The sequence below is a fragment of the Clostridium paridis genome (assembly GCF_016765615.1).
Classification (GTDB): Bacteria; Bacillota; Clostridia; order Clostridiales; family Clostridiaceae; genus Clostridium_T; species Clostridium_T paridis.
In genome coordinates, this window is sequence record NZ_JAESWA010000027.1 from 206,259 (window position 1) to 220,552 (window position 14,294).

General features: G+C 31.8%; 14 protein-coding genes and 1 riboswitch. Of the genes, 11 read left to right on the forward strand and 3 right to left on the reverse strand.

Annotated features, from left to right (window positions below; genetic code table 11):
* Positions 1–7: 7 nt before the first annotated feature.
* Positions 8–1,045 carry a M42 family metallopeptidase gene (locus JK634_RS18545; protein WP_202769234.1) on the forward strand — a complete coding sequence of 346 codons (1,038 nt, stop codon included), beginning with the start codon at positions 8–10 and terminating at the stop codon, positions 1,043–1,045.
* A gap of 104 nt (positions 1,046–1,149) precedes the next feature.
* Here JK634_RS18545 and JK634_RS18550 read toward each other — a convergent pair whose 3' ends face one another.
* From JK634_RS18550 to JK634_RS18560, 3 genes are all read right to left on the reverse strand, one after another.
* A complete protein-coding gene (locus JK634_RS18550) occupies positions 1,150–1,632 on the reverse strand; it encodes a CarD family transcriptional regulator (RefSeq protein ID WP_202769235.1) in 483 nt (160 codons plus the stop codon).
* Between the two features lie 199 nt (positions 1,633–1,831).
* A complete protein-coding gene (locus JK634_RS18555; protein WP_202769236.1) occupies positions 1,832–2,377 on the reverse strand; it encodes a glutathione peroxidase in 546 nt (181 codons plus the stop codon).
* Between the two features lie 4 nt (positions 2,378–2,381).
* The gene (locus JK634_RS18560; protein ID WP_202769237.1) at positions 2,382–2,861 is read right to left on the reverse strand and encodes a glutathione peroxidase; all 480 of its coding nucleotides are present in this window, start codon (positions 2,859–2,861) and stop codon (positions 2,382–2,384) included.
* A gap of 117 nt (positions 2,862–2,978) precedes the next feature.
* Between JK634_RS18560 and JK634_RS18565 the strand changes: the two genes are divergently transcribed.
* The 10 genes from JK634_RS18565 to JK634_RS18610 all read left to right on the forward strand — a co-directional run bounded on the left by JK634_RS18565 (position 2,979) and on the right by JK634_RS18610 (position 14,292).
* Positions 2,979–3,455 carry a MarR family winged helix-turn-helix transcriptional regulator gene (locus JK634_RS18565; RefSeq protein WP_420839051.1) on the forward strand — a complete coding sequence of 159 codons (477 nt, stop codon included), beginning with the start codon at positions 2,979–2,981 and terminating at the stop codon, positions 3,453–3,455.
* A gap of 159 nt (positions 3,456–3,614) precedes the next feature.
* Positions 3,615–5,615 (forward strand): methyl-accepting chemotaxis protein, encoded by a 2,001-nt coding sequence (locus JK634_RS18570; protein WP_202769238.1) that lies wholly within the window; start codon positions 3,615–3,617, stop codon positions 5,613–5,615.
* Between the two features lie 256 nt (positions 5,616–5,871).
* Positions 5,872–7,872, forward strand: a complete 2,001-nt coding sequence (locus tag JK634_RS18575) for a methyl-accepting chemotaxis protein (protein WP_202769239.1) — start codon at positions 5,872–5,874, stop codon at positions 7,870–7,872.
* A gap of 57 nt (positions 7,873–7,929) precedes the next feature.
* Positions 7,930–8,042, forward strand: a riboswitch (TPP riboswitch).
* A 75-nt stretch (positions 8,043–8,117) separates the two neighbouring features.
* On the forward strand, positions 8,118–8,615 hold the full coding sequence (thiW, locus tag JK634_RS18580; RefSeq protein ID WP_202769240.1) for an energy coupling factor transporter S component ThiW: 498 nt from the start codon (positions 8,118–8,120) through the stop codon (positions 8,613–8,615).
* Between the two features lie 58 nt (positions 8,616–8,673).
* Positions 8,674–9,501, forward strand: coding sequence for a bifunctional hydroxymethylpyrimidine kinase/phosphomethylpyrimidine kinase (thiD, locus tag JK634_RS18585; protein ID WP_202769241.1), 828 nt, complete (start codon positions 8,674–8,676; stop codon positions 9,499–9,501).
* Positions 9,491–10,324 carry a hydroxyethylthiazole kinase gene (thiM, locus tag JK634_RS18590; protein WP_202769242.1) on the forward strand — a complete coding sequence of 278 codons (834 nt, stop codon included), beginning with the start codon at positions 9,491–9,493 and terminating at the stop codon, positions 10,322–10,324. The genes thiD and thiM overlap by 11 nt, the downstream gene beginning before the upstream one ends.
* Positions 10,317–10,937 (forward strand): thiamine phosphate synthase, encoded by a 621-nt coding sequence (gene thiE, locus JK634_RS18595; RefSeq protein ID WP_202769243.1) that lies wholly within the window; start codon positions 10,317–10,319, stop codon positions 10,935–10,937. Before thiM ends, thiE begins: the two co-directional genes overlap by 8 nt.
* 554 nt (positions 10,938–11,491) lie before the next feature.
* Positions 11,492–11,911: a SoxR reducing system RseC family protein gene (locus JK634_RS18600; RefSeq protein ID WP_202769244.1), complete on the forward strand. Its 420-nt coding sequence runs from the start codon at positions 11,492–11,494 to the stop codon at positions 11,909–11,911.
* 57 nt (positions 11,912–11,968) lie between these two features.
* Positions 11,969–13,285, forward strand: coding sequence for an electron transport complex subunit RsxC (gene rsxC, locus JK634_RS18605; RefSeq protein WP_202769245.1), 1,317 nt, complete (start codon positions 11,969–11,971; stop codon positions 13,283–13,285).
* 14 nt (positions 13,286–13,299) lie between these two features.
* Entirely contained in the window at positions 13,300–14,292 is a 993-nt protein-coding gene (locus tag JK634_RS18610; protein WP_202769246.1) for an RnfABCDGE type electron transport complex subunit D, read from the forward strand.
* Positions 14,293–14,294 lie beyond the last annotated feature (2 nt).

The following is a 14,294-nucleotide window of genomic DNA, read 5'->3' on the forward strand; positions in this document are numbered from 1 at the left end:
GGTAAAGATGGATATAAAAATAAATAAAGAGTTTCTATTAAAAACTGCAAAAGAAATATTAGAATTTGATAGTCCTAGTGGTTTTTGCTTTGAAATTATGAAGAAAATAGAAGAATATGCGAAAGAATTCAATTATTCTTTTGAGACTACAAATAAAGGATGTGGAATAATCACTATTCCAGGTAAATCTAGTGATAAAGTAGTGGGATTATCAGCACATGTAGATACATTAGGTGCGATGGTTAGGTCTATTACATCGAATGGGACACTTAAATTTACTTTGGTTGGTGGACCTATAGTTCCAACACTTGATAGTGAGTATTGTAAAGTTAGGACTAGAGAAGGAAAGATCTATACGGGGACATTTTTAAGTACTAGTCCAGCAGCACATGTTTATAAGGATAGTTCAACTAAGAAACGTGATGATGAAAACATGGAAATAAGATTAGATGAAAGGGTAACCAATAAAGAGGATGTTCAGAAATTGGGCATATGTGCTGGGGACTTCGTTTTTATAGATCCTAAAACAACAATAACTAATAGTGGATTTGTAAAATCAAGATTTATTGATGATAAAGGTAGCGTTTCCTGTTTAATAGGATTGTTGGAGTTTTTTAGTAGAGAAAAGATTATTCCAACATATACAACAAAAATATTTATTTCAACATATGAAGAGGTAGGGCATGGATCATCCTATATACCTAGTGATATAACTGAAATGATAGCTGTTGATATGGGGTGTATAGGAGAAGATTTAAGTTGTACTGAATATCAGGTATCAATATGCGCTAAGGACTCAGGTGGACCATATGATTATAATATGGTAACAGACTTAATAAATTTAGCAAAAACTAATAAAGTAGAGTATGCGGTAGACATTTATCCTATGTATGGATCAGACGTTGGAGCTGCGCTTAAAGGTGGGAACGACATAAGAGGAGCACTTATAGGACCGGGAGTACACGCATCTCACGGAATGGAGAGAACACACTACGATGCTTTTGAAAATACAATAAAATTGTTATACTTGTACTTAACAAAATAAGAGAAAATAGATTTAAAGATATAAAAAAAGGTAACTAAGCGATTAACACTTATATAAATATGTATATAAGAAATTAATCTTTTTGGTTACCTTAAATTAATTAACTAAGAAAAGTTAGATGATAACAAATCTTCTGCGTTTGATTCGGATATGCCTTTGATTATGGAGATTTCACTTATCAATATTTTCTTTGCAGTGAGGAGAAGTTGTTTTTCGCTACTGTTTAATGGTTTATTTTCTCCTAGCAGCATTAAGTCATGGACAACTTCAGATCCCTCCATTATTTTCCCTGTTTTAACCTTGGCCATATTAATGTGATATCTTTCTCTATAGCTAAGCTCTTGACTAGTAAATAACTTTTTTGTTTTAAAGTTAATCAAGACATCTTTTAGCATATTTTCATCACTAACAAGTCGTATACCGGTATTTGGCGCTTTGCTTAATGGCACCATTACCTGCATTTTATTACTAAGTATGTTTATTATGAAATACTTCTCTGGGGTACCAGAAACTTCTTTATCTTCTATGCCTTGAATTATACCAGCCCCCTGCATTGGGTAGATAACTCTATCACCGATTTGAAACATATAATTCACCTCCAATATAACCAATTAATATATTAATTATATCACTTTAATATGTTTCAAGCAAATATATAATAATATCATGGCATGGTAATGCTTGTCAACGTATTATTATAAAAAATTAATTAGATAATAAAAATTACTTAAAATGCTTTTAGCCTTTGAATAAGCATCTTAAGTAATTTATTTAGTATAAGTTAAATTATAAAAGAGAAGTTATATATGGCTCAATATCAGAAGGTTCGATAGTAGATTCAAAGCGGTTAACAACTTCACCGGCCTTATTAACTAAAAATTTTGTGAAATTCCACTTTATTGAGTCTCCCAAAAGTGTTTCAGGATATTTTTCTGAAAGAAATGCTCTTAGAAATTTTCCTGTAGTAGTACTATCATCAATCCCTTTAAAGGGAGCTTCTGACTTAAGGAACTTAAATAAATCATGAGCATTCTCACCGTTCACATCTATTTTTTCGAATATTGGGAAGGTAACACCATAGTTGATTTCACAGAAGTTTTTGATATCTTCACTAGTTCCAGGCTCTTGGTTAGCAAACTGATCGCAAGGGAATCCAAGAATCTCAAATCTCTCATTTCCTAGTTTTTTATATAAAACTTCTAAGTCCTTATATTGAGGAGTAAAACCACATTTGCTTGCAGTATTTACAATAAGTAAAACCTTGCCTTCATATTTTCTTAGAGAAACATCTTCTCCATTTATATTCTTTGCTGAAAAATCATAAATTGACATAATATTAAGCCTCCATTAATTTTATAATATCTTTTTCTATTTTTGATGGTGAAGTAGTTGGTGCAAATCTATCTACTACGTTACCATTTTTATCTATAAGAAATTTTGTGAAATTCCATTTGATTTCGCCCCCTAGTATACCAGGCTTTTCAGTAGTTAAATATCTAAATACTTCATGAGCTGTTGGACCTTTTACATCTACTTTTTCAAATAATGGAAAAGTTACTCCATAATTAATTTCACAAAAATTTTTAATATCATCACTAGTTCCTGGTTCTTGTTTTGCAAATTGATTACAAGGGAATCCAAGAATTTCAAATTTGTCATTACCTAATTTTTTATATATGGCTTCTAGGTCCTTATACTGAGGAGTAAAACCACATTTGCTTGCAGTGTTTACTATAAGAAGAACCTTTCCTTTGTATTCACTTAAGGAAATCTCCTTACCAGTTATTGATTTGGCTGAAAAATCATAAATTGACATATTAAATCCTCCTATTAATTGTGTTATTGAATATATTATAGCACAAATTAAATTGTGTGCAATTAAATTTTATAAAATAATACTTTGTGAAATTATATTTTTAATTTATAATAAGATATGAAGTATTATAAATTAGAAATACAGGAGATGTATAAGATGAATTTTGAAGATGGATTAAAGCTAGAAAATCAACTATGTTTTTCAATATATGCAACATCAAGAGCGATAACAAAGATATATAGACCTTTTTTAGATAAGTTAGGAATAACTTATCCTCAATATTTAGTAATGCTAGTACTATGGGAGAAGGAAAATATAACTCTTAAGGAGTTGAGCAACAGATTATATCTAGATTCAGGAACTCTGACACCATTACTTAAAAGATTAGAGGCGATGGAGCTGTTAAAAAGGCAGCGTTCAAGTGAAGATGAAAGAATACTTTGCGTGAATATTACTGAAAAGGGAAAAGAGCTTAAAGAACAGGCACTAACTATACCAGAATGTATTTTAAAATCAATTAATATGAATATAGAACAGTTGATTAAGTTTAAAAAGGATACAGATATACTTCTAGATAGTATTAAAAATTTATAATAATAGAAATACAATCCTCCTTAAATTCATTATGTTAAATCTATAATTTAATATGATTTAACAAAATATTAATGAAAGATTAAAAATATATAGTTAAATATATAACAATCAAGTATAATGTTAATTGGATTTTACTGAAAGATATAGGGGGATAAACTAATGAGAAAAAAAGTTAGTCTAAGAGGAATACGTGCAAAATTAGTTACAGGTTTTTTATCTATTTGCATTATACCATTATTGGTATTAGGTATTTCCTCATATTTACAATCAAAATCAACATTAACTAAAAAGTTTGAAGTGACAAGCGGACAAACTGTATCAGAAATTAATAAGGCTGTAGATACATATTTAAATTCAAAAGTTACTATGGTAAATATGGCTTCAGGAAATGACAGCTTTGTATCATTTGATGGAAGTCAAGAGAAAACTACACTGGTATATAGGTACTTGCAAGATATTCAGGTAAGCAGTAAAGATATAATTTCAGCAAGTATGGGAACAGAAGATGGTAAGTATTTCAGATATCCAGAAGCACAAATGGAAGCTGGGTATGATCCAAGAACTAGAGATTGGTATAAACTTGCGTTAGATAATGAAGGAAAAGCAGTAATTACGAAAGCAACTAAAAATGCTGCAACAGGTCAAATTATGACCAGTGTTGCAAAAGCTGTAATTAACAATGGAAAAGTTATAGGCGTTGTTGTAGTAAATATAGATTTAAATGCTATGGCAGATAAGTTTAAGGACTCAAAGATTGGAGACAGTGGATATGTATATATTTCTGATTCAGAAGGTGTAATTTTATCCCATCCAAATAGCAAAATAATTGGAACACCAGAAGCTACAAAACTTAGTATCTGGAATGATATAAAGAATGGTAAAAGTGGACTTATAAGATATACATATAATGGTGCTGATAAATACTCAAGCTATATTACTAATGAAACTAGTGGATGGAAGATAGTTGCTGCCATGGGTATTACAGAAGTAGATAATGATGTTAATGCAATAAGAAATATAATGCTTATAGTAATAGCAGCAGTTATAGTAATAGCTATATTTGTATCACTTTATTTAAGTAGTGGAATGGCTAAGAATGCAAAACAGTTAAGTAAGGCATTTAATGATGCAGCAAATGGAGATTTATCTGCAAAAGTAGACATTAAGTCTAAGGATGAATTTGGAGATTTGGGAAAAGACTTTAATAGTATGTTGGCAAACATAGCAAAATTAATGAAGGATGTTAAGATGTCATCAGAAACCGTGGCAGAAAACTCACAAATACTTTCTACAATGGCTGGAGAGACTACGGTATCTATAACTCAAGTATCTAAAGCTATCGAAGAAATTGCTTTAGGAGCAACTCAACAAGCACAAAGTTCACAAGATGCAGCGATGGATATTAGTAATTTAGCCATAGGAATTGATGAAATATCAGCTACAACAAAAGATGTAGAAAATCTATCTCGTAATGCATTAGAACTAGGTAACAAAGGATTAGATATGGTTAATGATTTAGCTACTAAATCAAGTAAGACTAAGAGTTCTTCAATAGAAGTAAGTGAAATTGTTATGGAAATGAGTAAAAATACTGAAGAGATAAATATGATTTCAGATGCTATCGTAGATATAACGGATCAAACTAATTTATTAGCACTTAATGCTAGCATAGAAGCAGCAAGAGCAGGGGAAGCTGGTAAAGGATTTGCTGTTGTAGCAGAAGAAATAAGACAATTAGCAGAACAATCAAGGAATTCTACTGAAGAGATTAGAAAGATTATTGAGTCAGTTAAGAGTATGTCAAAATCAGCAGTCAAAGCAATTGAAAGTTCTAATGCTATTGTGAATGAGCAAGAAGTTGCAGTGGTTGAAACAGAGAAGATATTTAATGATATATTAAAATCTATTAATGGATTAACTGATGGAATAAAGACAATCATTAGCTCTACATCAGTGATTGCAGCTAAGAAAAATAATGTAATTATGCAGATTGATAATATTTCAGCAGTATCACAAGAGACAGCTTCTGGATCAGAAGAGGTTTCAGCTTCAGCCGAGGAGATAAATGCCACAATGGAAGAAGTAGCAAGATTTACAGAGGAGCTTCAAGATTTATCAACTCTTCTTAAAGCTGGAGTTAGTAAGTTTAAAATTGAATAGATATACTATTATTAAGTTAACAACTTGAGAATAAAATGCAAAGCATAAGTCCTATGGATTTATGCTTTGTTTTTTATAAAATTACATTTCAAATAAACATTTTAATAAGAATAAGAAGCAATTCTATGTTGGGTAATTAAGGATAGAAGTGTAATTTAAGGAGAACAGCAGAATGTTAAAAAAACATATAATGTTCAGGCCTATGTGAGACGATAATTAATTGAACTTAAACTAAGGATAAGAGGAGGATTAACTAATGAAACAAAATATTAGACTAAGAGGAATACGTGCAAAATTAGTTACAGGTTTTTTATCTATATGCATCATTCCTTTAATAGTATTGGGAACTTTTGCGTATTTTCAATCAAAGACAACTTTAACAAAAAAGTTTGAAGCAACTAGCAGTCAAACTATATCAGAAATTAATAAGGCTGTAGATAACTATTTAAATGCAAAAGTAGTCTTAGTAAATATGGCTTCTAGTGAGGATAGTCTTGAAAGTTTTGATGGAACGCAAGAAAAAAGTGCTATATTATATGAGCACTTGCAAGGAATGCAAGGAAGTAGTAAAGATATAATTGCAGCATATATGGGAACTGAACAAGGGGGATTTTACAGATATCCAGAAGCTAAAATGGCTGAGGGATATGACCCAAGAGTAAGGGATTGGTATAAGCTTGCATTAGATAATGAAGGAAAAGCAGTTATTACAAAAGCATATAAAAGTGCAGCAACAGGTCAATTTTTAGTAAGTGTTGCGAAGGCAGTAATTAGTAATGGAAAAGTAATAGGTGTAGTATCAGTTGATGTAGATTTAAGTGCCTTAGCTAACACTTTTAAAGATTCAAAAATTGGAGATAGTGGATATGCCTATATAGCAGATAGCGATGGGGTAATTATATCTCACCCTAAAACTGAACTTATTGGAACACCAGAAGCTTCAAAGCTTAGTATATGGAATGATATAAAGAATGGTAAGAATGGTTTTATAAAATATAATTATAATGGTGCAGACAAGTTTTCAAGTTACATAACCAATGACACTAGTGGGTGGAAGATAGTGGCTGCCATGGGTATTACAGAAGTAGATAATGATGTAAATGCAATAAGAAATATTATGCTTATAGTAATTGCAGCGGTTATAGTGATATCTATATTTGTATCACTTTATTTAAGTGGTGGAATTGCTAAGAATGCAAAACAGTTAAGTAAAGCATTTAATGATGCGGCGAATGGAGATTTATCTGCAAAAGTAGACATTAAGTCTAAAGATGAATTTGGAGACTTAGGTAAAGATTTTAACAGTATGATTAGTAATATTGCGAGTTTAATGAGTGATGTTAAAATATCATCAGAAACTGTAGCAGAAAACTCACAAACACTTTCTACAATGGCTGGAGAGACTACTGTATCTATAACTCAAGTATCAAAAGCTATTGAAGAGATTGCTTTAGGAGCAACTCAACAAGCACAAAGTTCGCAAGATGCAGCTAGTGATATTAGTGAATTAGCTACAGGAATTGATGAAATATCAGCTACAACCAAAGATGTAGAAAATCTATCTCGTAATGCATTAGAACTAGGTAATAAAGGAATAGACATGGTTATTGATTTAGCAGTTAAATCAAGTAAAACTAAGAGTTCTTCTATAGAAGTAAGTGAAATTGTTATGGAAATGAGTAAAAATACTGAAGAGATAAATATGATTTCAGATGCTATCGTAGATATAACGGATCAAACTAATTTATTAGCACTTAATGCTAGTATAGAAGCAGCAAGAGCAGGGGAAGCTGGTAAAGGATTTGCTGTTGTAGCAGAAGAAATAAGACAGTTAGCTGAGCAATCAAGGAATTCTACTGAAGAAATTAAAAAAATTATCGAGTCAGTTAAGAATATGTCAAAATCAGCAGTTAAAGCAATTGAAAGCTCTAATGCTATTGTAATTGAGCAAGAAGTTGCAGTGGTTGAAACAGAGAAGATCTTTAATGAAATATTAAAATCTATTAATGGATTAACTGATGGAATAAAGACAATTATTAGTTCTACTTCAGTAATTGCAGCTAAGAAAAATAATGTAATCATGCAGATTGATAATATTTCAGCTGTATCTCAAGAGACAGCTTCTGGATCAGAAGAAGTTTCAGCTTCAGCCGAGGAGATAAATGCCACAATGGAAGAAGTTGCAAGATTTACAGAGGAACTTCAAGACTTAGCTAAACTTCTTAATGAAGGTGTTAGCAAGTTTAAAATTGGTTAATATCTTTAGTTGAAGAAAATATAATACTATGCTATTATGAAGGAGACAATTTAATAATAAAAAACACAGGGGTGTTGGGATTTGACCGACTGAGAAAAAGAACTTATTCTTTTAACCCTATGAACCTGAACTGGGTTATTCCAGCGTAGGAAGTTGTTTTCTTTATTTTATAGAAGGTAATTTTAAGCACAAATCCTATGGATTTGTGCTTTTTTTATTAAAGTGACACACAAAGGAGGAATATGATGAAAACTAAAAAATTAACTATAGCGTCTTTATTTATAGCAATTGGAGTAGTAACAGGGAATTTGATTTATATACCAATAGGAGCATCAAAATGCTTTCCTATGCAAGGCACGATTAATGTCTTATCAGGAATATTGTTAGGTCCTGGATATGGAGTTGCAGTAGCTTTTTGCATTTCATTATTAAGAAATATTCTTGGAACAGGAACTCTTTTGGCTTTTCCTGGAAGTATGATAGGGGCTTTCTTGGCAGGTTACCTATATCTTAAAACTAAAAAAAGTTTTCTTGCAGTTTTAGGGGAAGTATTTGGTACAGGAATCTTAGGAGCATTACTATCTTTTCCTATAGCTAAGCTAATAATGGGAAAAGAAGTAGGTGCACTGTTTTATATAGTTCCATTTTTAATAAGTACTGTAGGGGGTAGTCTAATAGCATACTTATTAGTTAGAGTTTTAAACTCTACAAAGCTAATATCATTAAATAATAAAGATTTATAAATAAATATAAGTGGAAACAAGTGTATATTAAATTTTAACTAAATATAAGGAGGTTTTTATGAAAAAGGTATTAACTATAGCAGGATCAGATAGCTGCGGAGGAGCAGGAATACAAGCAGATCTTAAAACTTTTAGTGCTAATGGAGTGTATGGTATGAGTGTTATAACGGCAGTAACTGCGCAAAACACTCAAGGAGTTTTTGATGTGCAAGATTTGGATGCAAAAATAATCAAAGGGCAAATAGATGCAATATTTACGGATATAGAAGTAGACGCTGTTAAAATAGGAATGGTTTCACAAATCTCAACTATAAAAGCGATAGCAGAAAAACTGAAATTATATGAGCCTAAGAACTTAGTACTAGATCCAGTGATGATATCTAAAAGTGGATATTCTTTATTGAAGCCTGAATCAGAGAGAGTATTAATAGATGAATTGATACCACTAGCTTATATAATTACGCCTAATGTTCCTGAGGCAGAGGAAATTCTAAAAACAGTGAATTCAACAGTAGTTACAATAGAAACTGTTGATGATATGGAAGCAGCTGCAAAAGAGATATATAAACTTGGATGTAAAAATGTATTGTTAAAAGGTGGCCATATTGAAGGAGAAGCTATTGATGTATTATATGACGGAAAGGAAATTATACATTTCCAATCTGAGAGGATTAATACAAAAAACACTCATGGAACAGGATGCACCTTGTCTTCAGCAATTGCATCTAATTTAGCTCTTGGATTTGATATTAAAGAAGCTGTTAATAAAGCTAAAAAATATATAACCTTAGCAATAGAACATTCACTAGATATAGGAAAAGGTGTTGGACCTACACATCATTTCTATGAACTTTATAAAAAAGGAGGATTACTAAATGAAGATTAATGAAGAAGTAGCTGGATTATTAGAGAAAGTAAGAGAAAAGGGACCACTAGTGCATCACTTAACAAATTATGTAACAGTAAATGACTGTGCAAATATAACTTTAGCAATAGGAGCATCTCCTGTTATGGCTGATGACATAAATGAAGTTAAGGATATGGTGTCATTGGCATCTGCATTAGTTATAAATATTGGAACACTTAATAGTAGAACGGTAGAGGCAATGCTTGAAGCAGGCAAAAAAGCAAATGAACTAGGAATTCCTGTAGTATTAGATCCTGTAGGAGCGGGTGCTACACCTTATAGAACGGAGGTAGCAAAAAGAATTCTAGAAAATATAAAGTTGTCTGTAGTAAGAGGAAATATCTCTGAGATTAAAGTTTTATATGGTATAGATACAATAACAAAGGGTGTAGATGCGGCAGAAATCATTGCTGCAGATAGTGATAAACTTGCTGAAGAAAAAGAATTTGCTAAAGCTGTTGCTAAAAAACTAAACACAGTTATAGCTATAACTGGAGCCGTAGATATAATAACGGATGGAGAAAAGCTATATACCATTGAAAATGGACATAAGATAATGTCGAAGGTTACAGGTACTGGTTGTATGTGTACTTCACTTATTGGTTCATATCTAGGCGCTGGAGAAGATTATTTATTAGCTGCTTTATCAGGGGTAGTATCCATGGGGATAGCAGGAGAGAAAGCAAATGAGAAGGTTGAAGCAGAAGATTTAGGAACAGGTAGTTTAAAGGTTTATATACTTGATGAGATATATAAACTAAATGAAGAAACTTTATTAAGTAGAGGTAAAATATATGAGTAAAGAAGTGGATTATACTCTTTATCTTGTTACAGATAGAGATATGTTAAAGAATCGAAATATTGTAGAAGCAGTAGAGGAAGCTATTTTAGGTGGGGTTACACTGGTGCAAGTAAGAGAAAAAGACATAAGTACTTCTGAATTTTATAAAGTAGCTAGTGAGATCAAAGAAATAACGAGTAAAAATAATGTGCCAATTATAATAAATGATAGAATAGATATTGCACTTGCAATAGATGCAGATGGAGTGCATGTAGGGCAAAGTGATATGCCAGCCAGTATAGCAAGAAAATTAATAGGCCCAGATAAGATACTTGGAGTTTCAACTGCTACAATTGATGAAGCGATAAAAGCTGAAAAAGAAGGTGCTGATTACCTAGGAGTTGGTGCAGTTTTTTCTACAACTACAAAGGATGATGCTAGAAATGTGTCTTTAGAATTGCTTAAGGAGATTAAGGAAACTGTTAATATTCCTATAGTAGCTATAGGGGGAATTAATTCAAAGAATGTTGATAAGCTAAAAGAAAGTAACGTTGACGGGGTTGCAGTTATTTCTGACATTTTAGCAAAAGAGGATATAAAGCAAGCAGCTAGGGATATTAAAGAGAAATTTTAAGGAATTATGAACATTTTGTTGAAGAAGAGGATAAATTGCCTCTTCTTTTTTATTCTGTTTATTATTATGAGTTTAGAAAATTAGTGAGTAATTATATTAGAAAATATCAGTAAAGTATGTTGAAATAAGAAACAAACTTACTTTTGAGAGAAAGTTTGTGAATAATATAACAAATGTAAAAAATGAAAAAAGTTTACAATACAAATAAAAATATAAAAAAACAAAAGTTTACAAAAAATTAACTTTTTAATAATAAGAAAATATTAATTCTAGCAAGTGGCGATTTTATTGAGTTCTCTAATATTTATATATAATTGTAATTATTTGAAAATTAAGAAAATATATTTTTAAAGTTAAATATGAGTAAAAGTACCTATTGAATTTTAAAAATAGAGGTATAAAATATATGAAGAATAGTTAGTAAAAAATAGAAATAATACGGACATAAATACGATTAATAAACTAAAAATATTGATAATTATTTATCCAACTTAACGAGTTTAATATAAATTTTATATTAAATATATTAATTGCTTTCATGAGAGGGATGAGAGATGAGTAAGGAGCAACAAGGTATAGTAATTGACACTAAAGAAAATACTGCAAAGGTTAAAGTAGCAAGACATGGGGACTGTGAAAACTGTGGAGCATGCCCAGGAGACTTAGCATTGGTGCTTGAAGTGATTAATACTCTTGGAGCTAAAAAAGGAGACAAGGTTATATTCGAGTTAAGGGAAGAGGGGATGGTAAAGGCAACATTTATTGTATACGCATTACCTTTAATATTGGGGACATTAGGAGCAGTAATTGGGTGGTTAATATCAAAAGGAATAAATTTAGACAATAGCTATTTACAAGTAATTGGGGGGATTCTAGGGTTTGTTATATCAATAGGTCTTATCATACGAGCTGAAAAGGATTCCAAGAAAGATTTAAAGAAGGTTTCTAGAATTACAAAAATATTAGAGAAATAGTAGTTGACTTATGAATGCAAATCTTTTTAAACTACTGACTAGAATTGAGGTGTTTAGATGTTAAAACTATTTAAAGGAGGAATTCATCCTAAGGATAATAAGATTTATTCACAGGATAAGCCAATAGAAAAAGCGCCAATACCTAATAGAGTAGTAATACCTGTGAGGCAGCATATTGGTGCACCTTGTTCAGTTATGGTGGAACGTGGAGAGGAAGTTAAAAAGGGGCAAGTTATAGCTTATAGTGAAGCATTTGTTTCGAGTCCTATTCATTCCACTGTCTCAGGAAGAGTTATTGAAGTTGCAGATTATCCTCATGGAGTTTTTGGAAAGTGTTTATCAATAGTAATTGAAAGCGACGGAAAGGATGAATGGGCTGAGGGTATTCCTATTAATAGAGATTGGGAAAGTTTAGATGTAGAAGAAATAAAAAGTATTATAAGAGGAGCAGGAATAGTTGGAATGGGGGGAGCTACCTTCCCAACACATGTTAAGTTATCACCTCCTAAGGATAAAGTTGTTGATACACTAATCTTAAATGGAGCAGAATGTGAACCTTATCTTACAGCAGATTATAGAATGATGATTGAGTATCCAGAAGATATATTAATAGGTACTAGGATAACGATGAAGGTTTTAAATGTCTCAAAGGCTTTTGTTGCTATAGAGGATAATAAACCAGAAGCAATAAGAGTTATGAAGGATATTTTCAAAGGAACTGAAGTTAAAGTAATAGCATTGCCAACAAGGTATCCTCAAGGAGGAGAAAAGATGCTAATTAAGGCTGTAACAGGCCTTGAAGTGCCATCAGGAGGATTGCCAGCAGATGTTGGAGTAGTAGTGCAAAATACTGGTACGATAAAAGCGATAAGTGATGCAGTTGTACAAGGTATACCTTTAATTGAAAGAGTAACTACTATCACTGGAGGAGCTATAGAAGAACCTAAAAATTTATTATTAAGAATAGGAACAACCTTCCAGGAAGCTATTGATATCTGTGGAGGGTTAAGAGAGGTTCCAGAGAAAATAATTATGGGTGGACCAATGATGGGGATGGCACAATACTCAACAAATATACCAATAATAAAGGGGACCTCAGGAATACTTGCACTTACAAAATCTGAAATAAATATGAATAGGGAATCTAATTGCATAAGATGTGGTAGTTGCATTGAAGCATGCCCTATGGGGTTAAATCCAAGTATGTTAAGTATTTTGGGAGAACGAAAGTTTTATGAAGAAGCAAAAAGTGATTATAACCTATTGGATTGTATAGAGTGTGGATGCTGTACTTACGTTTGTCCAGCAAAACGAAACATAGTTCAATACATTAAATTTAGTAAGTCACAAAATGCATTAAAAGCAGCAAAATAGATGGAGGAAGTTTTATGGAAAGTAGTATAGAATCTAACAAAAATTTGTTAAGGGTTTCTGCATCTCCACATATACGTTCTGAGCAGTCTATAAGTAAAATAATGTGGAGAGTTAATTTAGCTCTGCTTCCTGCGGGTATTTTTAGTGTATATCACTTTGGAATTAAAGCTTTAATAACTTTATTAACAGGAAGTATTTCTGCAGTATTAGTAGAATATTTAGTAGAGAAATTTATGAAAAAACCAATCACAATTAGTGATGGAAGTGCATTTTTAACAGGGTTGTTATTGGCGATGTGTATACCACCAGATATGCCAATATATATGACTGCAGTAGGGTCTTTTATAGCAATAGCAATTGCTAAACATTCCATGGGAGGATTAGGATATAACATCTTTAATCCAGCACATATTGGGAGAGCGGCACTTATGGTTTCATGGCCAGTGTTTATGACTACTTGGAGAAGTATGAACTCGGCTGTGGATGGAGTTACTACAGCAACCCCTTTAAACATTTTAAAACAACAAGGTTACGATAAACTTGTAGCCACCTTTGGTAGTAAAACTGAAATGTACAAGGAAATGTTTTTAGGTAATAGGAATGGTAGTATAGGTGAAACCTGTGCTGTTTTATTAATTTTAGGTGGAATTTATTTAATATATAAAGGATATATCAATTGGTTTGTACCTGTACTAATGATAGGTACAGTGGCAGCAATAACATGGATATTTGGGCCAAATGGCATGTTTACAGGAGATCCATTATTCCACATACTAGCAGGGGGATTAATAATAGGGGCTTTCTTTATGGCTACAGACATGGTTACAATACCCATTACGATAAAAGGTCAGGTGATTTTTGCCATTGGAGCAGGTTTCTTAACCGCCCTCATAAGATTAAAGGGAGGGTATCCTGAAGGGGTTTGCTATGCAATTTTGCTAATGAATAGTATTACTCCACTAATAGACAGATTTACTCAACCTAAAAAGTTTGGAGTAAGGGGGTAATG